This is a genomic window from Foetidibacter luteolus (genome assembly GCF_009650435.1).
In the GTDB taxonomy this organism is placed as follows: Bacteria; Bacteroidota; Bacteroidia; order Chitinophagales; family Chitinophagaceae; genus Foetidibacter; species Foetidibacter luteolus.
The window spans coordinates 44,252-67,993 of the sequence record NZ_VVIP01000065.1 but is presented as its reverse complement, the minus strand read 5'-3'; the positions used below and the strand labels follow the sequence as shown (position 1 = coordinate 67,993).

Here is a 23,742-nt window from a genome sequence, read left to right as displayed (position 1 = left end):
TGCTACTCTCTGCTATATTACTATCACCCCAAATAATAGTTTATGAAGACTTCTACCAGTCCCATACCATTTATCCTGATGGCAATTTTTGCCCTCATTGGAATTTTTACACCCCTGGTTACGGACTTTGATGGTTCCCAGGTGTACAACACCGGCGATATTGCCTGGTTGCTTGTTTCTACTGCATTGGTTTTATTAATGACTCCCGGCCTTTCGTTTTTCTACGCCGGTATGGTGGGTAAAAAGAATGTGATCTCCACCATGTTCCAGAGCTTTATAGCCACGGGCCTCATAAGCGTGCTGTGGCTGGTAGTAGGGTTTGGCCTTGCCTTTGGCCCCTCTATCGGCGGCTTTATTGGCAACCCTGCCGGCCTCTTTATGATGAAGGGTATTAATGGCATGGCCCCATGGAGCCTGGCGCCAACTATACCGCTGTTATTGTTCGCTTTGTTTCAAATGAAATTCGCTATCATAACTCCGGCGCTGGTAGTAGGCGCTACTGCTGAACGTATACGCTTTACCGGCTATGTACTTTTCATGGTGCTCTTCAGCCTGATTATTTATGCCCCGCTGGCGCACTGGACATGGCACCCGGATGGCCTGCTGTTTAAAATGGGCGTTCTTGACTTTGCCGGTGGTACTGTGGTACACATTTCTGCTGGTTGCGCAGCCCTAATGGGCGCCATTGTACTTAAAAGGCGTAAGGTGCATATTGAAAAAGAAGAAGTAAAACCTGCCCGCATTCCTTATGTGCTGCTGGGTACCGGCTTACTGTGGTTTGGCTGGTTTGGTTTTAATGCGGGTTCTGCCGTTGGCTCAGGAAGCCTGGCTGTAAACGCTTTTGCCAATACCAATACAGCTTCTGCCGCTGCAGGCCTCGGTTGGATATTTTTCGATTCGCTGCGCGGCCGCAAACCGTCTGCATTGGGCTTTTGTATCGGCGCCGTAGTTGGCCTTGTGGCCATTACGCCTGCCGCTGGTTTTGTTGGGCTGCCACAAAGCATCTTCATTGGCATGTTTGGCGCTGTTTGTTCTAACCTGGCTGTTTACTGGAAGGGGAAAACAACTATTGATGATACGCTTGATGTGTTCCCTTGCCATGGTGTTGGTGGTATAGTAGGTATGATATTAACTGGTGTGTTTTCCAGTAAGAAAATAAATGCCGCCGGTACTGATGGACTATTGTACGGAGGTACTGAGTTCTTTCTTAAGCAACTTGCCGGTTGCGCCATAGTGGTTGCTTTTGCAATGATTATGGGCTTCATACTGTTTAAGCTGGTTGATATGATTATTCCTTTGCGTGTATCTGCCGAAGAAGAGGCTATTGGTCTTGACATTACCCAGCATGGGGAATCTTTATAAGAATTTTTAACTGTGTATATCCAAATCAAGAGTCGGAATTAACAAGCCTTCTCGATTTTTACAGCACTGTTTGCCAACTCCGTATCCTTTGCCCGCCGTTGCTAATGGACCAAGGAGTTTGGGAAAAAAATACCGGCATGCGTGTAATGCGCATGCCGGTTTGTATTATACCTATACCGGTAGAGACGCGATGCATCGCGTCTCTACATACCCTATCCGGGGCTGAAAAGATGCCCAATGTACAGAACGATGAACGTAGTGCGACGCAACGATGCCTCCACAAAGCGCCGGACGCCGGGTTCCAAAATATTCTGCACCCGCTACTCTACTTCGATGGTTTCGCCAATGCCGGGCAACAGTAATTTTTTGCCTTGGGCTTCAAAATCTTTAACTGCTTGCTGTGTATCAATTTCAATAAGGCCAAAAGTGTTGTAGTGCACGCCCACAACGGTTGCGCATTCGGCAAAATCGGCGGCACGTATGGCATCTGCAACATCCATGGTAAAGTTGCCGCCTATAGGCAGTACGGCAAAGTTTAGCTTAGCCCACATGGGTATCAGTTGCATATCAAGTGTAAGGGCGGTATCGCCGGCAAAATAAAAATCACCTTCGCCTGTATTAAACACGAAGCCCAGCGGGTTGCCTGCATAGCTGCCGTCTGGCAAAGAAGAGGAGTGAATGGCATTTACGCCACGTGCCTTGCCAAAATCAAATGTAACCGGGCCGCCATGATTGATAGGTCTCACATTTTTAATGCCCTGTTTTTCTGAAAGCCAGTCAGCAATTTCCGCGGCGGCAATACATAATGCGCCGGTTCTTTTGGCTATGGCCACCAGGTCGAGTGTATGGTCGGTATGGCCGTGGGATATAAAAATATAATCGGCTTCTATAGTATTGATGTCAATATGTTTGGCTAAGGGGTTGCCTGATATAAACGGATCGAACAGGATTTTTTTGCCGCCTGCTGTAACTGAAAAGCAAGACTGGCCATAATAGGTTAATAGCATACTGATAATTTTTGTAAAGTAAAATAATGAACCGCAGCTATACTTTAAGCTGAGATAAAATAATTGTTATAACCACCAGCAAAAACAAAGCCTGTTAGGGATAAACAATAAGGAAAATAAAAGCCATCAGGTTCACCAACAGTACTACACCATACACCATATTTGTTCTGCCCCGGGCAAGGGACAGCATTACTGTGAAAACGGAAAGTGCCAGGAGGATGGTTGATTTAACATCCAGCCCGAGAATAACGTTAATGTTAAGCATGCTGCTTACCACCGCTACACAGGGAATTGTAAGGCCAATGCTTGCCAGCGCCGAACCCAGTGCCAGGTTAAGGCTGGTTTGCAGCTTATTGTTTTTGGCGGCTATTATAGCCGCAATGCCTTCTGGCAACAGAATTACAGCAGCAATAATTACGCCTACCAAAGTTTTTGGAAGGTTGTTGCTGATTACTATTTTTTCAATGGTAGGCGACAGCGTTTTTGCCAGCAATACAACTATGCCCAGGCCAAGCAGCAGAAAAACCAGGCTGCTTACCAGGGATGCGTTGGAAACCTTTATGGCATGGGTTTCACTGTCATCCTCGCCGGATAAGAAATATTCACGGTGCCGTTTTGTTTGGGCCAGCAGAAAGAAAGAATAAATAGTGAGGCAGGCAATTGCCACAAAGATGAGCTGCGGAGTAGAGTAATATGGCCCTTTTACACTGGTTGTATAGGAGGGAAATATTAAAGTAAGGATAATAATGGCTACAAGCGAAACAAGGGCTATTGTGGCGGAATGTTGCGAGAAGCTTTGCTCCTTATACTTAAGCCCGCCCAGGAAAAGACAGAGACCTGTAATACCGTTAAGGATAAGCATAATGGCAGAAAAAATGGTATCCCTTGCCAGCGATTCAGCTTCCGGGCCGCCCGCCACCATCAGGGAAATAATGATGGAAACCTCAATAATAGTAACCGCCACAGCCAGTATGATGGTACCATACGGTTCCCCAACGCGGTGGGCAATAATTTCAGAATGATGAACAGCCGCGATCACACTTAGAATAAGCAAGGCGGCGGCTGCTACCTGGTAAATGCTTCCTTCGGTTATCAAACCTGAGAAGTACAGCACCCAGGCTGCTATGGGTATAATGGTTGTCCATTTTAGCAACAATTTCATGGTATAGCTTTTACATGATAGGTTAACATATATTTTTATGGCGATGCAGTGCATAACCGCAAAAAGTACGTGTGGTTATGCACTATGCAGGCAAACTACTAAAAAATTCCCCGCCAGGACTAACGGGGACTTTTTGCTTGTTTAAGCCCCCAGTTTTTTCAACTGCTTTATATTAGAGCGTTTATGCATAAACCTGTACACTGCAGCATATATCAATGGCAATATCAGCAAGGTTAGGAAGGTTGATGTTACCAACCCACCTATAACCACCGTGGCCAGTGGCTTTTGCGATTCACTGCCAACACCGGTGGATATGGCCGCCGGCAGCAAACCAATCGCTGCCATCAACGCCGTCATCACCACCGGCCGCACACGGCTGATCACCCCGGTCCTCAATGCTTCAGCCAGTGGCATCTTAGCTTCAAGGTTTTTGCGGAAAACACTGATAAGTATTACGCCGTTCTGTATACAGATGCCAAACAATGCGATAAAACCAATGCCTGCGCTTATGCTGAAATTCATGCCCCGCAAGTGCAAAGCGAGAATGCCGCCGATTAGCGCAAAAGGCACATTAAGAATGGTGAGTATGGCATCTTTAATATTGCCAAACATCACAAAAAGTATCAGGAAAATAGCCAGCAGGCAAAGCGGCACTACATTGCTTAATGTTGCAGATGCACGTTGCTGGTTTTCAAATTCGCCGTTCCACGTAAGCGTGTAGCCATCGGGAATGGTAACTGCTTCGCTTACCTTTTGCTGCGCTTCCAGTATGGTACTGCCAAGGTCACGGCCACGTATGGAAAACTTAACCGGTATATACCTGGCATTATTATCCCTGTAAACAAAAGCGGGCCCGGTAAGCGTTTTAATGGCCGCTATTTCTTTGATGGGCACTTTTGCGCCATCCTGCGTTGGCACCATCAGCCGCTCTACTTTTTCGCGGGTATCGCGAAAGTCTTTTTGATAACGTATCCGTATGTCAAACTTTCTTTCGCCTTCATATAACTGGGTAGCTGCTTTGCCACCCAATGCCATTTCAATTACAGCCTGCGCATCCGCTGTGCTGATGCCATACATAGCCATCTTTTGTTGGTTTAATTCTATGCGGAATTCCGGCTGGCCCAGGTTTCTTAAAACACCCAGGTCTTCCACGCCTTCCACATTGGCTAATGTTGCTTTTACTTTGTTGGCCAGCGAATCAAGCGTATAAAAATCTGGTCCGAAAATTTTTACCGCCAGCGATGCCGGTACGCCTGCAACCGCTTCTTCCACATTATCGCGTATGGGTTGAGAATAGTTAAGCAGCAGCCCCGGTATTTTACTCAGTTGTTGGTTAATACTATCAACCAGCAACTCGGTGGTAAGACCTTTGCGCCACTCCTTCTTTGGCTTCAGGTCAACCGCTATTTCCACGTTAAAGAAACCTTTAGGGTCGGTACCATCATTGGTACGGCCAATCTGCGCCAGTGTATGCCGCACTTCAGGAAAGCGGCGTATTTCTGCCGTCATTTTATCAGATATTTCCTTTGACTGGTTAAGTGATGCACTCATCGGCAACTGGGATTTTACCCATAAAGCGCCTTCATCCAGCTCGGGCAAAAATTCTGTGCCTAAAAACCTGGCTGAAAAAAAAGTGATGGCCATAAAACCCAGCGCCAGCAGCATGCTGGTGCGTGGAAAGCGGTATGCCTTTGCAAAGAGCCCGCCAATACTTTTTTCAAAAAATCGAACTACAGGATTATGTTTTTCCCTTACATTTTTGCGTAACAAAATGCTTGATAATGCAGGCACCAGTGTTAATGTAAATATCAAAGCGCCCAGCAGCGCAAAACCTAATGTCCAGGCAAGTGGTGAAAACATTTTTCCTTCCACTTTTTGAAACGCGAAGATGGGTATCAAACAGGTGATGATGATGAGTTTGGAGAAGAAGATGGCTTTGCCCATTTCCGCGCCTACCTGTTTAAACAACCCCAGCTTTGCCAGTTTGTTGAACTTTTCCATCCCTACTTCTTTGGCACGGTGGTCAAGCGCAACAAACAACCCTTCCACCATTACTACAGCGCCGTCTATGATGATACCAAAATCCACGGCGCCCATGGAAAGCAGGTTGGCCGTCATTCCCTTTAAACGCATACACATAAAGGCGAACAGCAAAGCCAGTGGTATGATGATGCTCACGGTAACGGTGGTGCGCCAGTCGGCCATAAACAGCAACACAATACAGGTTACCAGCACAATGCCCTCAATAAGGTTGTGTATTACGGTTTCCGTTGCATAGTCCATCAGGTCTGTACGGTCGTAAAAGGTATCCAGCTTAACATCTTTAGGCAGTATGTGTTTGTTCAGTTCATCTACTTTGGCGTGTATGCGGTTTAGCACTTCGGCGGCATTTTCTCCTTTACGCATTACAACAATGCCTTCTATTACATCTTCAGTTGTGTCTTTAGAAACAAGGCCAAGCCTGGGCTTTCCGGTTTCTTTTACCTCGGCCACATTGCGTACAAGTATAGGTACGCCATTTATTTTGGTAACGATGATGTTGTTGATCTCGTCAATGTTGTTCAGCAATCCTATGCCACGTACAATGTAGGCCTGCCCGTTGCGTTCAATGATATCGCCGCCTACATTTACGTTGCTTTTCGAAACGGCATCATATACATCCAGCGATGTCAACCCGTACTTCAAAAGGTAGTCAGGGTTTACACTTATTTCAAAGCTTCTTTCTTCGCCACCAAAACTGTTCACATCTGCTACACCGGCAACAGATTTAAACTGCCTGTCCAGTACCCAGTCCTGTATAGTGTACAGGTCTCTGATGTTCCTTATTTTGCTGCGCAGCGTATAACGGAAAACTTCGCCGGTAGGGCCGTAGGGCGGTTGCACATCGGGCTTTATACCATCGGGCAGTTCCACGTTCATAATACGGCTTATTACCTGCTGGCGTGCAAAAGCATCGTCCACATCGTCGTCAAAAATCAGTCGTACATAACTTAGCCCAAAAGATGAAGTGGTGCGCAGGTTTATCTTTTTCTGCACAGAGTTAAGCACGGTTTCCAGCGGTATGGTTACAAATTTTTCCACCTCTTCGGCGCTTCTGCCGGGCCATTGCGTGATGATAATGATTTGCGTATTGGTAACGTCAGGAAACGTTTCTATAGGCGTATTACGGTAACTGATAAACCCCGCCACAGCCAATACGGCAGTAAGAAAGAAAATGAACAGCCGGTGCCTTAGCGAAAAATGTATAATGTTTTTAATAAACTTGTTCATGGTAGTTTTTTTGTGCCGGTTTTTTGTGGGACCGGCTATGGTATTTCATGGTGACTTCGTTGTGTCACTCACTTGTACTTTCTGTTTTTCATGGCGACATTTAAGCGGGTATTAACAGCCCGGATAGAATCTTAGTAAACAAAGTGCTTCGCCATTAATTTTGAAGCTTGTAAACGAAACTGCAGCCGCCATAATAACCAAACGGTGAAGTGCTTGATTATTATTTAGTCTTTCAATGAAAGACTAAATAGTAACAAAACCCTGTTTGCAACGTAGTCCCCATGAAATACAATTGCTGGTATTAAAACCGTGAATGGTGAATCAATGTCGTTTATTTAAGAAACCAATGTCAGGTTGAGCTTGTCGAAACCGTTTTATGTCCCATGCTTTTTTTAATAGTTCAACAATTCCTGGAAAACCAGCAATTCATTTTGCGTTATCACTTTGTCACCATCTTTCAAACCACGCAGCACATACACTTTATCAGCAACGGGTTTTTGCACCTCAACTTCAGTAATACGCATATCGCAATTGCTGTTGTACACTACCACGAATGTTTTTCCGTTCTGGTCAATCAATGCTTTTTTGGAAACGCATATCTCTTTTTTATCGGTGGCTTTTTTCTGAATGATTACTTTGGTAAACATGGCAGGCTTTAACAACAACTCCGGGTTTTGAAGGCGTATGCGTACACGCATAGCCTTGTTTTCAGGGTCAAGCACTTCGCTAACTTTATCTATTAAACCGGTGAATATTTTACCGGGATAAGCCAGTGTTGATACGGTGGCTTTATCGCCTTCATTTATTTTGGGGATATCTGCTTCAAACACGTTGCCCCAAACCCAAACATCCTGCATGTTAGAGATGGTAAACAGGCTTTCATCCATATCAGGCCGGATGAAATTGCCGGTATTTATTTTTTTCTCAACCACATAACCGCTTACCGGCGCGGTTAGGTAATAAAGGCCATTGTTGTCGCTTTTGCCACCACTGTTAATGTGAAGTGCAGCGTTTATTTTTCTTTTCACGGCCAGTGCCTTTTCGTAATTCTGCCTGGCTTCCGTTAACTCTCTTTCGCTGGCAATGCCGCTATTGTATAGCGATTCGGTATTGTCAACTTCTCTTTTGGCAACAGCCAGGTCTGCATCGGCGGATGACAGGTCTGCATAACTTCCTGCTACATCCGCGCTGCGTATAACGGCCAGTACCTGCCCCTGGGTAACTCTGTCGCCGAGTGTTACTTTGCTTTCAATAACTTGCCCACTGCTGCGGGCATATACTTTTCCCACTTTGTTTTCATTAAAGCTTACCTCGCCGCTTAACTGTATTTCTTCTACCAGGTCTCCATAACGGGCAGTATCTATGGCAATAAGTCCAATGGTTGAATCATCCAGGCAATAGCTGACAGGCTTTGGGGCTGGGGACGCTTTTTTTTCCGTGCAGGCCAGTAAAGCACCACTGGCTATAATAATTATGATAATAGGTTTCATGTAATCTGTTATTTGTTGATGATATCGGCGCCGGCATGATAGTTAAGTTCCTCCGCTGCCAGTTGCCAGTTTAATTGCAGTTGAATGCGTCTTATTTCGGTGTCTTTGTATGTGTTGAAAAAATCCATCAACTCCAGCAGGTTTATTTTGCGTTCACGGTAGCTGTTAACCATGTTCGTAAACATTTTTTCAAGCCTTTCGTGGAACTGGCTTTGTGATACGCTTGTTTGTTGGCTGTACATCATTAGCTTGTTTAAAGCATTGCTGATGTTATTCCGTAGCTCTGTTTCCGCCTGGGTAACCATTACCTGTTGCTGCTTTACCGCGAATTGCGCTGCTTTAATATTGCCCTGGTTCCTGTTGAAGAGCGGCAACGGCAGAGAGACACCGAAGCCGACATAATTTGGGGCGTAGTTGCTGTTGTGATCATAGGCTGTACCAAGCCTTATGTCAGGTGTTCTTAATGCTTTCTGGTAAGACAGGTTTTGCTCTTCGTACAACACCTGTGTTTGCTGCAACAGGAAGCCGCTGTTGTTTTGCCGTGCCATATAGAAAATATTGCCGGCTGTTTCATGAACATCTGAACTACTGAAATCGTCAACGGGCAGTATAAACAGATTGCCGGTAATACGCAGCAGGGTTTTTATGCCGGTTTGAGCATCTGACAATATGTTGCCTGTTTCCAGCAAGTCTTGCTGAATGCGGGTTGCTTCCGCCTGCAGGCGCAACAGTTCTTTTTCTGATGTGTTACCCAGTTTTAATTGCGCTTCCTGTGCTTTTAGCAGCAATGCTAACTGCCCCGCAGCAGTGTTGATAATGTTCCTGCTTTTTAACTGGTGCAATACAGTAAAGTAATCCTGGCGTAATTGCAGGCGCAATGTTCGCATCACTTCCTGCAACTGCAGCTCGCTGATGCGTACGTTGGTAGAAGCCATGCTGACGAGCTTGTTTCTTTTGCCCGCTGTTTTTACCAGTTGCTGCACCTGGATAAAATATTGGCCTGTGGGCTGGCCGGTAACACGGTCTTTACCATGCTGAAAAAATCTGCCATCGGCATAGATATTCTGGTCTGTTTCCAGCTCGGGATTATCCCAAAGGCGTGCCTGCTGTACAAGCGCTTTTCCGGCATCTACATTATAATGCGCTGCCAGCAGTAACAGGTTGCTATCCAGGAAAAGTTTTTCTGTTTCTTTTAATGTAAGACGAAGCGTATCGCTTTGGGCATTGCTTTTAAAAACAAATAGAAGTATGCCTGCGCATAGCGCCAGCCTGTACAACAATATATTCATGATTGTACCTGGTTAATAAGGTGTAGCTGCAACATGCGTGTAGATGAGCAGCGTAATGATGAAAATTGTATAGTTGGCCACGCAGGGTGGTTATTGCGTATGCACAACCAGGAAAGAAAATTGTTAGCTATTCATGCTTATACGCCTGAACCGGGTGCAGTAACCTGCATGAGCTGCGGCATGCCTAAGACATGTTGATACCGATGCTGTAATTGCATGATAGCAGCGTGCATACATTCTGAGAGCTTAACAATTGCCGGATGATGCAGCGGGAGGGCGGTTGAACTTCTTATAGAACAGGTAGGAGTAGTTTATGGCAGGGTGATTGTTTTGTTCAACGTCGCTCACAGGTTGTAGCAGCAGGCTGCCCGTTTCATCGGGCGGGAAAAATTTAACCTGGAAGTCTTTATTAACCTGGCTTTGTTTATTCTTATCCTCGCCACCGTTTTTGTCGAGATTTTTTTCAGCTACATTTTCCGCAATCAACTCCACAAATGAATCTGTTTCATCAAAACCGGTTGTTGTAGTATTGGTAACAGGCAATGGCTCAAATTCGCTGTTATAGATGCTCAGGTTTAGTATCTGCAGTGCAACTATAACGGTAAAGATTTTTGATATGATGAGCCTTATATTCATTAAGCAGGTGAGAAACGTGCTAAAGGGTTTTAAGCTGCAAGGATAGGAAGGGATGCTTAAACATGACGGTAAAGAGTTGTTAAAAGACAATAAGCATCTATATCTACATGCCTAGCCATTCTATTATGGCAGGGCCCCAGTAAAATTTGGTAAAGTAGTAGGTGCCCACGGCCAGTATTGCAATCATCAGCAAAATAACTATGGTTGATAAAGCCTGCAGAAGCAAATGCATTTTTTTACCCCGCATACGGATAAACGCTTCCGCTATAAGCAGGTTGGGCAGGTAAAAGAAAAAGGCCATTATCCTGTCAAACAGGCCTTCAAAATTTTTTTGGTGGCCAATGCCGTCTGCCAGCATTAACCAAAAGCCATAATCCATCCGGTACAACCAGCTACCTATTGCCAGGGCATAGAGGCGCAGTGCCCAGGCTCTGTGCAACTCCAGCCGCCTGGCTATCGCATGGCGCCAAGTTTCTATTCCCGCTATCAGCATCAGCAGTCCGTATAAGCCGAAGCCAGCGTTCATAACAGCGCCGCCAATAGTGCCTTTTACCGCAATGAATGCAAGGCCGCCAAGAGCTGCCAGCAGGCAGGCCACAACGTAAACCCTGCCGGTAAAACGATGAAAGGCAGGCCACCTGTTCCTTATTTTTTCAAGCAATTGTATATTGCCTAACACCAGTATAATGCCGCCCATGGCAAAATGTACCCCAATGCCCATTGTTGCAGCAGGGGCGTCTTTGTTATATAGGCCGGGGAGGTTTGGAGGGGATAATCGCAGCCCTGGTTGCGGTTGCTGACATAGTGCCTGTGTGGTTTGAACCAAAATAAGAAAAGCCGTTTTATTTTCCTATGATATAACCTTAAATTTTTAATAGGGGAGGACTGTGGTTCACAATATTTTGAATACAAACCTGCCTGTTAAATAAGCGGCGTGCTGCACCTTTGGGTGAGGGATTGAAGCGGTTACCCCGGTGAGGCCATAGCAGCAGGGCCCTGCGCCGGAGTAATAGCGGAAAGCCCGACCCGAGGCACGAGGGGCACCCCCAAAACAAGTACGAAGAGTGAAGTACGAAGTACTTACTTATGTTAGATGTTTGATGTGGGATGTACGATGTAAGTGTCTCGGGGGTGTCATTTGTTATTGATGCTACGCATGGACGGGAATAGCATCCAGGTAGTTATCTGCACAATGGTGGAAAAATGCTTTGTGTAAACCGTATGTATGCGGCTATTTTTACAGAAACCAACATCCATGAAGTATTTGACGGGAGCCACAAACCTTCTTCTTCATTTAGCTATAACTATACTGTTTGCATCCTGCGGCAGGTATATTACCGAATCTGGCCAGGCATCTTACTACGCGGATAAATTTGAAGGGCGGAAGACGGCCAATGGAGAAGTTTTCAATCAGTCACATTTAACTGCGGCGCATAGAACGCTGCCTTTTGGCACAACGGTTAAAGTTAAGAATCTTTCAACCGGAAAAACGGTTAAAGTACGTATTAATGACCGCGGCCCGTTTGTTACCGGCAGGATTATAGACCTGAGCAAAAAGGCAGCTTCGAAAATTGACCTTACCCAAAAAGGTGTGGCGCAGGTTCAGATAAAATACAGGAAAAAGAAAAAGTAAATGTGGGGACCTGGCTGCAAATGAATGGGAATGATGTGCATTATAAAAATAAAGCCGCAATGTTTTTTATTGCGGCTTTAATGATGTATTAAAAGTGAGGAAATTATCCGTTCATGCTTGCGAGGAACTCTTCATTGCTCTTGGTATTGCGCATACGTTTCAGCAATTCAGACATGGCTTCTTCTGTGTTCATGTCGTTAAGGTATAAACGCAGGAGGTTCATGCGCTGAAGCACTTCTCTTTCCAGCAACAGGTCATCGCGCCTTGTGCTGGAAGCAACCAGGTCGATAGCAGGATAAATACGCTTGTTGGCCAGCCTTCTGTCTAATTGAAGTTCCATGTTGCCGGTACCTTTGAATTCTTCAAAGATTACTTCATCCATCTTGCTGCCGGTTTCAATAAGCGCCGTAGCGAGGATGGTCAGGGAGCCGCCGTTTTCAATTTTACGGGCAGCGCCGAAGAACTGCTTGGGCTTCTGCATGGCGTTGGCTTCAACACCGCCGCTCAGTACTTTACCGCTTGCAGGGGCAACCGTATTGTGTGCACGGGCAAGACGTGTAATGGAATCAAGCAGTATTACTACATCGTGGCCGCATTCTACCAGGCGTTTTGCTTTTTGCAGGGCAATGGTAGAAACTTTAACGTGTTTTTCGGCCGGCTCGTCAAAAGTGGAGGCGATTACTTCGGCCTTGACGCTGCGCTCCATATCGGTAACTTCTTCAGGCCTTTCATCAATCAGCACCACCATCAGGTAACATTCCGGGTGGTTGGCCGCGATGGCATTGGCCACTTCTTTCAACAGCATTGTTTTACCCACTTTGGGTTGCGCAACAATTAAACCGCGCTGGCCCTTACCAATGGGCGTAAACAGGTCCATAATGCGGGTGCTGTAATTGTTGGGCTGCATGAAAAGGTTAAGCTTTTCAAACGGAAACAGCGGTGTGAGGTAATCGAAAGGAACGCGGTCGCGGACTTCATCCGGGCTTTTGCCGTTGATGCTTTCCACTTTGAGCAGCGCAAAATATTTTTCACCTTCTTTGGGTGGGCGAACGGCGCCAAATACGGTATCACCGGTTTTTAAGCCAAAAAGTTTTATTTGAGATGGTGATACATATACATCATCCGGGGAAGAAAGATAATTATAGTCTGAGGAGCGCAGGAAGCCATATCCATCGGGCATCATTTCCAGCACGCCTTCAGATTGGATGATACCGTCAAACTCAATATTGAATGCAGGTTCTTTGCGGTATTGTGGCCTTACCGGCGCTACAATATCTTCGCTGGCGGGGCCGGCCTCTTCTTCGTCAAAAGCTTCATCAATATCCTCTTCTTCGTCATCGTCGAAAATAGGTTCGTCATCGCCAAAAGCCATTGCCAGTAATGCTTCTCCAATCTGGGGCTCATGGGCGGCAGGTTCAGGATTAGCGGGCTGTTCGGTTAACTCTTCAACCGGTTCATCAATTACCGGCTCTTCTACTTTTGCTTTGGCTTTTTTAGCAATTCTTTTTCTTGGTGTTGTTTCTTCGGCAGCTTTTGCGGTTTTAGGTTCGCTCATCACTACTGCTTCTTCCGTAGCGTTAGCGGTACTGGCTTTCACAATACGTTTACGCTTTGGCTTATCTTCTGCGGTTTCTTTTTTTTCGCTTGCCATAACAGCTTGTTTGTCTAAAATTTGGTAAATAAGTCCCTGTTTATCCAGCTTTTTTGAATTTGGGATATTCAATTGCTCTGCAACATCCTGTAATTCGGGTACTAACAGGTCGTTTAATTGCGAAATATCGTACATAAAAGGGGTCTGAAGAATCGTTTTTAAATCACTAATTCCAGTCTAAAAAATGATTGAAGAAAATTAAATTTGGTTGATTACAAGAAAACAGGTGAGCTGAGAGGATATGATTTATATGAACTGATCAGCTTGTTTCCAGTGCAATGTTACGGCAAAATGTTCAAAAACAAAACAAATTTTGAAAAATGCCCGGCCCTGAAAGTATGTTTGCCACATATTAAGAATCCTTTATAAAAAACGGGCAGTTTCAAAGCTTTACCAATTACCGGTGTGCCAATTAAGCCTGGTTTTATTTCTAATCATGTGATACTTATGCCACCAGAAATTGCCACATGCTGCCACCCATTAATATTACAGATACCGGATAATACGACTACGCATCCGCAAACACAATGCCATTTCAAAAAAATACCGCTCAAGTGGTTATCCACAATTTAGGCTGCTGGTTTTAAACAACGATAAATTGGGGTTATTTACGGAGTAAAAGGCTGTAAAACATCAATTAACCGGCAGTGTTTTACCTGTAATCCTGCGGATAACTTCATCAAGTTCTTCCGCAGATAATTTGAGTTTGCCAAGCAACTCTGAATCTTCGTTTTCTATTCCCGGGTCTTCCGTAAGTAAAGAAATAAGGCCGAGTATGTTGGCAAGGGGCCTGCGTAATTCGTGAGATTGTATCCTTGCTATTTCTCTCAACTGCTCGTTTTGCCTTGAAAGCTTTATCTCAAAGAGTTTTCGTTTATCAATATTGGATGAGTTGATAACATAGCCAATGTAATTATCTTTCTCGTTGTAAACGGGATAAAACTTTCGGTGAAACCATATCTTATCGCCATCAGGATAAAATACCTGTTGCTCCAGCTCTACGGATTGTTTTTCCTGTAGATTTTGAAGGTTTTGTTTGAAAATTTCGATGCTGTCCTGCGGCATGTAATCCAATATGTTGGCGCCCTGTTGTAAAGCTTTGTTGCTTAGTTTTAAGAAATGGTGGGTTGCGGCTTTATTGTAAAAAATAACCTTATTGTCGGTGTTGATAAAGAGGATATTATCTGACGAACTGTTAATTACCGCTTCTAACTGGTTAATGGTTTCCCTTATCAGCATTTCGTTCTGCCGTAGTTGCTCGTTTTGGTTACGGCTTACTTCAATTAATTCTTTCAGCAGTTGGTTCTGGTGTTCTATCTGGTATTCTTTTAGTTTAATGCTGGTAATATCGGTAGCAATAACAGTACAGCCGGAGTAGTTGCCATTTTCATCGTAAACTGGGAAGAATTTGTTGTACAGCCAACGCCTTAAGTCGTGCGCCAGGTTAAGTTTACTCTCAACAAAAACAGATTTGCCGGTTCGTTGCACTTCGTTGATAAAATCTGCTGCCGGCGCCCTGTTTTCTTCCGGCAAAAAATCCAGCAGGTTGGCGCCCTTGGTATAAGGCTTACCAAGGTAAGTAAGTGCAGCTTCGTTGGCTGTGCTATTAAAGAGTACCACACGCATTTGTGTGTCTAAAAGAAGAATATAGTCAGACGAGCTGTTGATGAGGGATTCAAGCTGTTTTTTTGTTTCTTTAATAACAGCCGTTTTTTGTTTTAGTTCCTCATTTTGCTGCTGTAGTTTAAGTTCTGCGCTTTTGCGCTGGGTGATGTCGCAAACATTGATAAAGCTACCGATATAAGCGCCTCTTGCATCTATGGTAGGAAAAATGCGGATAGAATACCATGCTGTTGCGCCTCCAGGCATCCTGAACTTTTTTTCAAGGTTTACTACTTTATTATGTTTAGCAATTTCAAGGCTTTCGTTTACCTGGCGGTGCAACGTTTTGGGCATAAAGTCAAATAAATAGTCGCCTTCAGTAACAATCCTTCCCCAGTATTTCATGGCGAATGTTTCACTTGCCCTATTGCAAAAAACTTTTTTGTGGTCGGTATCAATAAAAGCGATAATGTCTGAGGAACTGTTAATAGCTGTCTGCAATATGTTCCTGGTGGCCCTTAGTTCTTCTTTCTGCTTCTCTTCTACTTCCACCAGGGCCTTTAGCTGCCTGTTTTGTTCCTGTATCTGCAATTCCTTTTCTTTTATAGAAGTGATGTCTGTAACTATCATGGTGCAGCCGGCATAATTGCCGTTTTCATCAAAAACAGGAAAATATTTGCTGTAAAGCTGCAATGTTTTGGTTGCCAGTGTAAGAGATGTTTCCCTAAATACAGGCTTTCGGGTTTCAATAACTTTTTGAATGCATGTTTTCAGGTTTTCGCGGTTTACTTCTGGTAAATCCATTGGGCTAAGCACATCATAGTCGGCCTTCCCAAGGTACTTAACCGCAGTGCGCCTTACTTCATCGTTGTACAAAACCACCTGCATATCCGCGTCAAGCAGTAATATAAAATCCGAAGAACTGTTGATAAGATTTTCAAATTGTTTTTTGTTTTTACTTATCAGCACTTCCTGGGCTTTCAGTTGTTCATTCTGCAGGCGAAGGCGCAATTCATTTTCTTTTCTTTCTGTTATGTCAGTATAATTTAGCACACAGCCTGTATAGGCGCCCTTCTCATCGTAAGTGGGGTAAAATTTTATATAGTACCATTTTTCTTCCCCATTTAAAAATTGCAGCTTTTCCTCAGCAAAAACTTCTTCCCTGTTTTGCACCTTATGCAGGCAGGCCATAATAACTTCTTTTCTGCTGCAGGCTTCCAGCAGGCTTATAACATATTCGCCTTCTTTTACTTCCCTGCCCAGTAAGCTAATGCCAAACTGCCTGGCTTTAGGGTTGCACAGTACAATCCTGAGTGATGTATCCAGGAAAAGGATGCAATCCGATGAACAGTTTAAAATGGCGTCAAGCGTTTTCTTTAAGGCATTGGTATTTTCTTCCTGCTGTTTTTGTTTGGTAATGTCTGTATAGGAAGTTACCACTCCGTAACCCGGCAGGTTAAGATAAGCCGCGGATATATTTACCCATGCGGTATCCTGGTTTTTTCTGTTAAGGCCAAGGGTAACATTTTTTATAACAGTTTTTTGTTCAAGGGCTGCTGCACTTGGGAATTCGGCTGGCTCAATTGGAGTATGGTCTGTGTGCACTATTTCAATATTCTCCAGTTTTTCCCTTACCGTCATGTACGAAGATTCTTCCCTGCTAATTCCAAATAATTCCTGTGATGCGGTATTGCATTCAATAATAAACCCATTATCGTCACTGATAACAATTCCTTCAGGAAAAAAATCGTAAATGCGCTGCATTAAAAGTTTTCCATTTACCCTGTCATTCTGGTCGCAGTCTGCCCCTGTAACGTCTTTAAGCACACAAACAAGCTGTTTATTGCCGCCAGGTACTGTTGCGGATGGAAATATTTGCACCGCCATACAGGCATTTTTTCCACGCAGATGAGAAACATACTTAAAATTAGTGATGTTATTACCGGCAGTGCACTCTTGAAGCCGTGCATTAAGAATGTATGCATCTTCAGGCGGCAGCACGTTGGCTATTTCGTTATGGATGACATGGTTATAATGGAGGTTTACCATGTTTAAGAAAGACTGGGAGGCATGCACTATTTCAAACCCTGCGCCAGCTTTTGCAGTTACCGCAAAAACGGCATCTGCAAAAGGCTCTGCATAATTATTCAATGGCGTTTGATTTTTCGGGTATATGGACGTAATCATAAACGGGGTATGGATATGCTGAACATTAATTCACACGCAAAATAAGATACCTCTAATTCAGTCATGCCATATCTTTGCCGACTAATTAAAAAATTAAGGAGTTTTAAATATCCGCCATTTATGCTTAACCACAGATTGAAGATAAAGGCCCTGCTGGCAGATGAACGTACCGGGTACGAAACCACAGTAATGGGCTGGGTACGCACTTTCAGAAATAACCAATTTATTGCTTTAAACGATGGAAGCACCAATAATAATCTGCAGGTTGTGGTTAACCAGGGTTTACTGGATGAAACGCAGCTAAAGCGTATAACCCCCGGGGCTTCTTTGAAAGTTACCGGCGAAGTGGTGGAAAGCCTTGGCAAAGGCCAGAAGGTGGAACTGAAAGCGAAAGCTTTGGAAATATTCGGGGACTGTGACGGCGAAAAATACCCCCTGCAATTAAAAAACCGGCCTTCGCTGGAGTATTTGCGGGAGATAGCCCATCTGCGTTTTCGCACCAATACATTTGGCGCTGTTTTCAGGGTGCGGCACAGCCTGGCTTTTGCTATACACCAATTCTTTAATGAAAAAGGATTTGTTTACCTGCATACACCTGTAATTACAGCCAGCGATGCCGAAGGTGCCGGTGAAATGTTCCGGGTAACAACACTGCCCTTTGATAAGCCGCCACGCAATGAAGATGGCAGTATTGATTTTAAAGAAGATTTCTTTGGCAAAAGCACCAACCTTACAGTGAGTGGTCAATTAGAAGGTGAATTGGGCGCCATGGCTTTCAGTGAAATTTATACGTTTGGCCCCACTTTCAGGGCAGAGAACAGCAACACTACCAGGCACCTGGCCGAGTTCTGGATGATTGAGCCAGAGATGGCTTTTCACGATATTGAAGACAATATGAACCTTGCCGAAGAGTTCATCAAGTACATTATACGTTATGCCATGGAGCATAACCGCGAAGACCTGGAATTTCTTGCCCAGCGCCTGGCCGATGAAGAAAAATCTCTTCCGCAGGACAAGCGCAGCGAACTTGGCCTTATAGAGAAACTGGAGTTTGTTGTAAACAATGCATTTGAAAGAATTACCTATACCGAGGCGGTAAACATTCTTCGCGAAAGCCCTGCTTATAAGAAGAAAAAATTTCAGTATGATGTAACCTGGGGTATTGACCTGCAAAGCGAGCATGAGCGTTACCTGGTAGAAAAGCATTTTAAAAAACCGGTTATTGTTACGGGTTACCCGGCCGCAATAAAAGCTTTCTATATGCGCATGAACGATGATGGCAAAACCGTTGCCGCAATGGATATACTGGCGCCGGGCATCGGGGAAATTGTGGGGGGATCTCAACGCGAAGAAAGACTTGAAAGGCTGGAAGCCCGCATGAAAGAAATGCACATACCGGTTGAAGATATGAGCTGGTACCTGGATACACGCCGCTTTGGAACCGTGCCCCATGCCGGGTTTGGACTGGGCTTTGAGCGGATGGTGCAGTTTGTAACCGGCATGACCAACATACGCGATGTAATACCTTTTGCCAGGACCCCAAAAAATTGTGAGTTTTAGCTTAGTTCTGTGGCAATCGGTGCAATAAAAACAGGGAGCGGTTTAACTACTGCTCCCTGTTTTATTTGGCAATATGGGTGTATTACAAAAGGCAATGGAAAATGCATCACAAAACTTTAATCTTAATATTCTTAAACCATATCGGCGCACCTGCATGTTTGCCCTGCAGCCCTATATGGCCATGCAGTGGCAATGTTGCCAGCGGGTTGCTTAACCATGCCGGAATTTCAGAGCCGTCGGGGTTGGTTTTGGCCGAAGTATAAAGGCTCATGTCAAAGCTGTTTACAAGCTCTCCGTTCAGCGCAATCCATATTTTTTTGCCTTTGCAGGTGATGGTGTAATGGTTCCATTCGCCGGCTTTTTTTACTGTTCTTTTGGTGGCTGCCTGGTGGCCAAAAACGGCAGCGCATTGCCAGTAGGCCGGTGCTTTAGACCATTGCTGCGAGTAATCATCCGCAATTTGTATTTCAACGGAATGCGGTATCCAATCCTTTATGTCGCTTGCATGCACAATCACGCCACTGTTGGTGCCATCGGCGTTTTTAAAGTACAGGTCAAGAACAAAATCGTCGTATGCATCCTTGCTCCACAGCGCTTCATCCTGTGTTGCTGTAAAAATGCCATCGCTGCAACTCCAAACGTTTTCAGGAAACAACGCATTGGACAGGTCTGGTTTATACAAATCTATCCATCCCGGGCCAGAGGTATCAGGGTTAGTATAGGCAGAGTCCTGCGCGGTGGTTGCAATAACGGTGATGAAGGAAATACAGCACAGCAATGTTTTTTTCATAGACAAACTTTTGATAAACTAAGTTAAGTGTTGGTAGTGCAATAAAATAAAAAAGACCTCCTTGTTAACAGGAAGTCTTTTGCTGATGTTATTATGTAAGAAAGGTACAATGCTATTTTGGGGTGCCCCCAAGCTATCGCAAGGGGTCGGGCAGAACTGCGTTCGCAACCTTCGTCAAAGCAACATTTAGTTGCTTTGACGAAGGTTGTGCTATTACTCCGGCGCAGCGCCTTCCTGCGATTCCTTCACCGGGGTAACCGCTTCAATCCCTCACCCGAAAGCGAGTTACCGGTTACCAGCCTGTTGATTTTTTAGACCCCCTTTTTGTATTAATCATCTCTTGTTTAACATTCATTTTGTGAGTGGTGCTATGTACTTTATTCCATTTCTTCATTCAACATTCCTTGTTCCTTGTTCGATATTCAATACCCGGGTCTAAAAAGCCGCCCAATGAACCGAACGATGAAGTGATTGCGACGCAACGATGCTCAATTGAAATACCAAACGCTGGTATCCAAAAAATGGTTGAATAACTGATAGTACCGATTGTTGGGTTTGTTTATACCGCTATTGCTTTTCCCTTGGTGTTAAGCCTTGGTATAGCTTCTTTCTGCTGTTTTTCTTTGCTGTGTTTGGCCATGTTGATTAGCAGTACACTGGTTAGTATAACGGCCAGCCCGGCAATCTGCAACGGGCTCATGTGCTCGCCTGCAATAAAAACGCCCAGTAGTACCGCCACTACAGGGTTTACGTAGGCGTAAGTGCTTACCTGTGTAGCCGGCCTTACCTGCAACAACCATACATAAGCACTGTAACCAGCCAGTGAACCCATGGTGACAAGATAGGCAACAGACAGCCAGGATTCCAGCGTAACGGCCTCCCATTTAAACCCGCTCCAGTCATTACTAATAAAACTGCTGGGTATAAAAGCTATACCGGCAGCCATCATTTGCCATGCTGTGTTGACAGTGGCAGAACCGGTTGATTTATACCTGGAATAAAGGGAACCGCCAGCCCAGCTCATAGACCCCATAACAAGCACTAACAGCCCTATTATCTGGTAAGCATTGCCCGGGGTGGATAAGGCTGCGCTAACCCTTTCTTTAAACAGCAGTATTACACCTACAAATCCTACTGCCAGCCCCAACAGTGTTTTGCGGCTGGTGAAGTTTTCTTGCCATTTGGGTTTATCCAGCACTACAAACCATATAGGCGCGGCGGACACCAATACCGCTACCAACGAACTTGGCAGTGTTTCCTCAGCCCAAATTACGGCGCCGTTGCCAATAAAAAGCAACAGAAAACTGCTGATGGCGGCATGTTTTATCATTTGCACATCCCAAAGTTTTTCGCCTTTAAAGGCGCACCAGGCCATAAGAATAATGCCTGCCGTTATAAAGCGTAAGGCGCCCAGTATAAACGCTGGTATATGCGCTACCGCTTTTTGTATAAAAAAATAAGTTGAACCCCAAACAAGGTAAACGGTGGCAAAGGCTATGATAACCATTGCCTGCGAAGCGGATTTTCTTTCAGTGGTTAGCATGATCTATTTTTTTAATATCACTAATTGCTGTTGCTCTTTTACGGTTTCTAACACTATGGTGGTTTTGGTGGAAAGGATGCCCGGAATCTGCTTAAGCGAATTGCGCATCAGCGCCATCAGAGAGGCAGAATCTTCGGTACGTACTTTTACCAGGAAACAATCTTCGCCGGCTATATGGTGTACTTCCTGTACTTCGGGCAGGGCTGAAAGTGCATCGGCTGTGTTGGTGCTGCAGGTAAAACCTTCCTGGGATTTTATAAAGATGAATGCCAGCAGCTTCTGGTTTACAGCCTGGGGGCTAATGGCTGCATTGTAGCGTAGTATTACTTTCTTCTGTTCCAGCTTTTTTACTCTTTCCAGTACCGCGGAGGCTGCCATGTTCAATTCTCTTGCCAGGTCGGCATTGGAAATGCGGGCATTGTTCTGCATCAATTCCAGTATTTGCAGGTCAATGTTATCCAGAGTTATATCCATTTCCGATTAATTTTCTGTAAATGTAGATAATTCAGAATAAAATTCTGAATTATATTATTTATAATGAATATAAATCTGTTTAAATGGCTAAAATTCGTATTCGGAAGGTTCAGTTGGCTGTAGGGTGGGGCAGAGGTTCCGTTTCTGTTTGGGATGAATAACTTTTGGTGGAAACAGGAAGGGTACGTTTAAGTTATTCATCCCAACAGGTGAACGGGTAATGGGGAAACGCTTTTGCCTAAAAAGGTGGGATGTGGATAGAGGAGAATATGGTATATGGGCAGCGGCGTTTCCGTGTTACAGGTTTTTATAAAGCTGGATTAAAAATCAGGTTACACAGGGGGATTAAAGTAACAGTTGCATAGGATATGGATTAATACCGGGTACTGAATTAAAAACCGGTTGCACAGGATAAAGGATTAAAAAAGGGGTCAATTACAGATTTTACCTGCAAGAAAATAATGGGGGTCAATAGAGAACATATAATCAACCTGGCCGGGGCATTCGCCAAGTTCCATTTCAAGGCATTCTTTGTTTTGCTTCATTTGCCACAGGAAAAGTTTTTTACCTGCCGCGGATGTTTCTACCAGGCCCGGAAGCATTTCGTACAGCATGCCGTTCCAGCAGGCATCTTCCAGTTGTTCCGCTTTTGACAAAGGACGGCTACCGGGTATTTCGTTTTTCTGGCACCATTGTCTTTGGGTGAAGCTTGTGTTGATCATCAGCAGGATCTCCTGCCGGATAGACTGGTTTTTCATAAACGCTTGTTTAAGAAGGTTTTGGTGATTATTTCACTTATGTATTAAGGAGCAGTTAAGAAAATCTGGGTTTTTTGCTGCAGACTGCCGAGAGGCTTTCGGCTAATAAGCCCGGTGCAGCTTTATCTTTAACCAGGTATGTTTCAGCACCCATTTTTACCGCTTCTACAGCGCCTGGCAGGGTTTCCGGTGCGGTTAAAATAATCAATGCTATATTACCGCGTATATACAACAGTTCTCTTATTATTTCTTTTACTTTAATGCCTGAAAAGCTAATGTCGAAAATAATAGCGTCAAAATGCAGTGATTTAAGTAATACCATCGTCTCATCTATCCCGGCTGCAGTGGTAATGTAACAGTGGCTGCATTTTATTAGCTGACTTTTAACCCACCTGAGCGTACTCTTATCATCGCCAAATATTAATATTTGCATAGGTATGGACTAATTGGGTATCTGCCAGCCTGGCATTTTTGCCATTGTTTTATAGGGTGTACGGAAGAAAAACGGAGCCTTGGTAAAGCCACCTTTTGCAGGGTGGCTTTGTTTATAACTCACCTCACCAGGCTCTTGTAGGATATTGGATTTTGTATGTACGGATAACTTCTTTGAGTTTGGTTTTTTACAGGATAATCAGCTACTCTGATGACACAAAGTAACTAACAGAACAAGCCGGAAAAAATAGAGGTTTTCATGTAATAAGGGTACAACTTATTTCATTCTTCCTGTAGAGATTCTACTACAACCACTACCTACGATATGGCTACCGGGCAACTGCCCCTTTAAGTTTGTACATGCCGTTACCTGACAAATAAAAGGCCTCGCCTTTATGGGGCAGAGGCCAGAGGCATTAACAGCGTTGAAATGTTTTAACTATAGCGCGTCAACAGAATCATATACAACTACTTTGCTCCACAGGTGGCCGCATTCCTTTATAAAATCCAGGTGCATGGGATCTGTCTGGTAACTTTCCTGGTCTTGCGGGCTGGCAAAAAACAATAGCCACGAGGCGGCGTAAGAACTGTCAATTACATCCCTGTTGGTATTTGCGGGTTTACCAATGTAAAATGATTGTATAGAAGGTGTTTTGCTTAGTTTTTGTAATCCATCCAGCAACTGTTGTAAATCCTGTGTGTTGCCGGGATTTTTAAGCCAGAAATATACGTGGTGAATAAAAAGTCCTTTGTTGCTCATACGTTATTTTGTTTTTAGCTAAGATAACCAATAACATGGCACGTTGATTGCCACTTCAACCTGCCTGAATTTGTTATCATTTGCCTGCAAATGCCAGGCGGTTGCGGCTTAACTTAAACCTTAACTTTGTTGGCCC

Annotated in this window: 18 protein-coding genes; 3 read left to right on the top strand and 15 right to left on the bottom strand. The window is 44.4% G+C overall.

All coding sequences use genetic code 11. The annotated features are described in order from the left end of the window. The first annotated feature begins 42 nt into the window (after positions 1-42). The gene (locus tag F0364_RS21560) at positions 43-1,362 is read left to right on the top strand and encodes an ammonium transporter (RefSeq protein ID WP_153799890.1); all 1,320 of its coding nucleotides are present in this window, start codon (positions 43-45) and stop codon (positions 1,360-1,362) included. Positions 1,363-1,682: 320 nt separating this feature from the next. On the opposite strand, the gene F0364_RS21555 is transcribed toward F0364_RS21560, so the two are convergent. The 7 genes from F0364_RS21555 to F0364_RS21525 all read right to left on the bottom strand — a co-directional run bounded on the left by F0364_RS21555 (position 1,683) and on the right by F0364_RS21525 (position 10,937). Next, positions 1,683-2,369 carry a metal-dependent hydrolase gene (locus F0364_RS21555; RefSeq protein WP_153799889.1) on the bottom strand — a complete coding sequence of 229 codons (687 nt, stop codon included), beginning with the start codon at positions 2,367-2,369 and terminating at the stop codon, positions 1,683-1,685. 94 nt (positions 2,370-2,463) lie between these two features. Beyond that, positions 2,464-3,531, bottom strand: coding sequence for a calcium:cation antiporter (locus tag F0364_RS21550; RefSeq protein WP_153799888.1), 1,068 nt, complete (start codon positions 3,529-3,531; stop codon positions 2,464-2,466). A 141-nt stretch (positions 3,532-3,672) separates the two neighbouring features. Further along, positions 3,673-6,801, bottom strand: coding sequence for an efflux RND transporter permease subunit (locus F0364_RS21545; RefSeq protein ID WP_153799887.1), 3,129 nt, complete (start codon positions 6,799-6,801; stop codon positions 3,673-3,675). A 392-nt stretch (positions 6,802-7,193) separates the two neighbouring features. Next, positions 7,194-8,291 (bottom strand): efflux RND transporter periplasmic adaptor subunit, encoded by a 1,098-nt coding sequence (locus tag F0364_RS21540; RefSeq protein ID WP_153799886.1) that lies wholly within the window; start codon positions 8,289-8,291, stop codon positions 7,194-7,196. 8 nt (positions 8,292-8,299) lie between these two features. Next, positions 8,300-9,580, bottom strand: coding sequence for a TolC family protein (locus F0364_RS21535; RefSeq protein ID WP_153799885.1), 1,281 nt, complete (start codon positions 9,578-9,580; stop codon positions 8,300-8,302). 246 nt (positions 9,581-9,826) lie between these two features. Then, positions 9,827-10,216: a hypothetical protein gene (locus F0364_RS21530; protein WP_153799884.1), complete on the bottom strand. Its 390-nt coding sequence runs from the start codon at positions 10,214-10,216 to the stop codon at positions 9,827-9,829. A gap of 103 nt (positions 10,217-10,319) precedes the next feature. Beyond that, entirely contained in the window at positions 10,320-10,937 is a 618-nt protein-coding gene (locus F0364_RS21525; RefSeq protein WP_153799883.1) for a DUF2306 domain-containing protein, read from the bottom strand. Positions 10,938-11,471: 534 nt separating this feature from the next. Here F0364_RS21525 and F0364_RS21520 point away from each other — a divergent pair. Next, positions 11,472-11,849 (top strand): septal ring lytic transglycosylase RlpA family protein, encoded by a 378-nt coding sequence (locus F0364_RS21520; protein WP_153799882.1) that lies wholly within the window; start codon positions 11,472-11,474, stop codon positions 11,847-11,849. Between the two features lie 103 nt (positions 11,850-11,952). On the opposite strand, the gene rho is transcribed toward F0364_RS21520, so the two are convergent. After that, positions 11,953-13,635, bottom strand: coding sequence for a transcription termination factor Rho (rho, locus tag F0364_RS21515; protein ID WP_153799881.1), 1,683 nt, complete (start codon positions 13,633-13,635; stop codon positions 11,953-11,955). A 498-nt stretch (positions 13,636-14,133) separates the two neighbouring features. After that, the gene (locus F0364_RS21510) at positions 14,134-17,289 is read right to left on the bottom strand and encodes a PAS domain-containing protein (RefSeq protein WP_153799880.1); all 3,156 of its coding nucleotides are present in this window, start codon (positions 17,287-17,289) and stop codon (positions 14,134-14,136) included. A 120-nt stretch (positions 17,290-17,409) separates the two neighbouring features. On the opposite strand from F0364_RS21510, the gene asnS reads away from it, so the two are divergent. Further along, the gene (gene asnS / locus F0364_RS21505; protein WP_153799879.1) at positions 17,410-18,849 is read left to right on the top strand and encodes an asparagine--tRNA ligase; all 1,440 of its coding nucleotides are present in this window, start codon (positions 17,410-17,412) and stop codon (positions 18,847-18,849) included. Between the two features lie 106 nt (positions 18,850-18,955). On the opposite strand, the gene F0364_RS21500 is transcribed toward asnS, so the two are convergent. From F0364_RS21500 to F0364_RS21475, 6 genes are all read right to left on the bottom strand, one after another. Beyond that, positions 18,956-19,639 carry a 3-keto-disaccharide hydrolase gene (locus F0364_RS21500; protein WP_153799878.1) on the bottom strand — a complete coding sequence of 228 codons (684 nt, stop codon included), beginning with the start codon at positions 19,637-19,639 and terminating at the stop codon, positions 18,956-18,958. 559 nt (positions 19,640-20,198) lie between these two features. Beyond that, positions 20,199-21,182: an EamA family transporter gene (locus tag F0364_RS21495; RefSeq protein ID WP_153799877.1), complete on the bottom strand. Its 984-nt coding sequence runs from the start codon at positions 21,180-21,182 to the stop codon at positions 20,199-20,201. 3 nt (positions 21,183-21,185) lie between these two features. Further along, positions 21,186-21,656: an Lrp/AsnC family transcriptional regulator gene (locus F0364_RS21490; RefSeq protein WP_153799876.1), complete on the bottom strand. Its 471-nt coding sequence runs from the start codon at positions 21,654-21,656 to the stop codon at positions 21,186-21,188. A 431-nt stretch (positions 21,657-22,087) separates the two neighbouring features. Continuing rightward, positions 22,088-22,414 carry a hypothetical protein gene (locus tag F0364_RS21485; protein ID WP_153799875.1) on the bottom strand — a complete coding sequence of 109 codons (327 nt, stop codon included), beginning with the start codon at positions 22,412-22,414 and terminating at the stop codon, positions 22,088-22,090. Positions 22,415-22,469: 55 nt separating this feature from the next. Then, on the bottom strand, positions 22,470-22,847 hold the full coding sequence (locus F0364_RS21480) for a response regulator (protein WP_153799874.1): 378 nt from the start codon (positions 22,845-22,847) through the stop codon (positions 22,470-22,472). Positions 22,848-23,285: 438 nt separating this feature from the next. Beyond that, positions 23,286-23,606, bottom strand: a complete 321-nt coding sequence (locus tag F0364_RS21475) for a Dabb family protein (protein ID WP_153799873.1) — start codon at positions 23,604-23,606, stop codon at positions 23,286-23,288. Positions 23,607-23,742: the final 136 nt, after the last annotated feature.

Excerpts from the sequence above, each read along its gene's own strand:
- F0364_RS21560 (WP_153799890.1), top strand. The coding sequence starts at position 43 with ATGAAGACTTCTACCAGTCCCATACCATTTATCCTGATGGCAATTTTT.
- F0364_RS21555 (WP_153799889.1), bottom strand. The coding sequence starts at position 2,369 with ATGCTATTAACCTATTATGGCCAGTCTTGCTTTTCAGTTACAGCAGGC.
- F0364_RS21550 (WP_153799888.1), bottom strand. The coding sequence starts at position 3,531 with ATGAAATTGTTGCTAAAATGGACAACCATTATACCCATAGCAGCCTGG.
- F0364_RS21545 (WP_153799887.1), bottom strand. The coding sequence starts at position 6,801 with ATGAACAAGTTTATTAAAAACATTATACATTTTTCGCTAAGGCACCGG.
- F0364_RS21540 (WP_153799886.1), bottom strand. The coding sequence starts at position 8,291 with ATGAAACCTATTATCATAATTATTATAGCCAGTGGTGCTTTACTGGCC.
- F0364_RS21535 (WP_153799885.1), bottom strand. The coding sequence starts at position 9,580 with ATGAATATATTGTTGTACAGGCTGGCGCTATGCGCAGGCATACTTCTA.
- F0364_RS21530 (WP_153799884.1), bottom strand. The coding sequence starts at position 10,216 with ATGAATATAAGGCTCATCATATCAAAAATCTTTACCGTTATAGTTGCA.
- F0364_RS21525 (WP_153799883.1), bottom strand. The coding sequence starts at position 10,937 with ATGGGCATTGGGGTACATTTTGCCATGGGCGGCATTATACTGGTGTTA.
- F0364_RS21520 (WP_153799882.1), top strand. The coding sequence starts at position 11,472 with ATGAAGTATTTGACGGGAGCCACAAACCTTCTTCTTCATTTAGCTATA.
- rho (WP_153799881.1), bottom strand. The coding sequence starts at position 13,635 with ATGTACGATATTTCGCAATTAAACGACCTGTTAGTACCCGAATTACAG.
- F0364_RS21510 (WP_153799880.1), bottom strand. The coding sequence starts at position 17,289 with ATGATTACGTCCATATACCCGAAAAATCAAACGCCATTGAATAATTAT.
- asnS (WP_153799879.1), top strand. The coding sequence starts at position 17,410 with ATGCTTAACCACAGATTGAAGATAAAGGCCCTGCTGGCAGATGAACGT.
- F0364_RS21500 (WP_153799878.1), bottom strand. The coding sequence starts at position 19,639 with ATGAAAAAAACATTGCTGTGCTGTATTTCCTTCATCACCGTTATTGCA.
- F0364_RS21495 (WP_153799877.1), bottom strand. The coding sequence starts at position 21,182 with ATGCTAACCACTGAAAGAAAATCCGCTTCGCAGGCAATGGTTATCATA.
- F0364_RS21490 (WP_153799876.1), bottom strand. The coding sequence starts at position 21,656 with ATGGATATAACTCTGGATAACATTGACCTGCAAATACTGGAATTGATG.
- F0364_RS21485 (WP_153799875.1), bottom strand. The coding sequence starts at position 22,414 with ATGAAAAACCAGTCTATCCGGCAGGAGATCCTGCTGATGATCAACACA.
- F0364_RS21480 (WP_153799874.1), bottom strand. The coding sequence starts at position 22,847 with ATGCAAATATTAATATTTGGCGATGATAAGAGTACGCTCAGGTGGGTT.
- F0364_RS21475 (WP_153799873.1), bottom strand. The coding sequence starts at position 23,606 with ATGAGCAACAAAGGACTTTTTATTCACCACGTATATTTCTGGCTTAAA.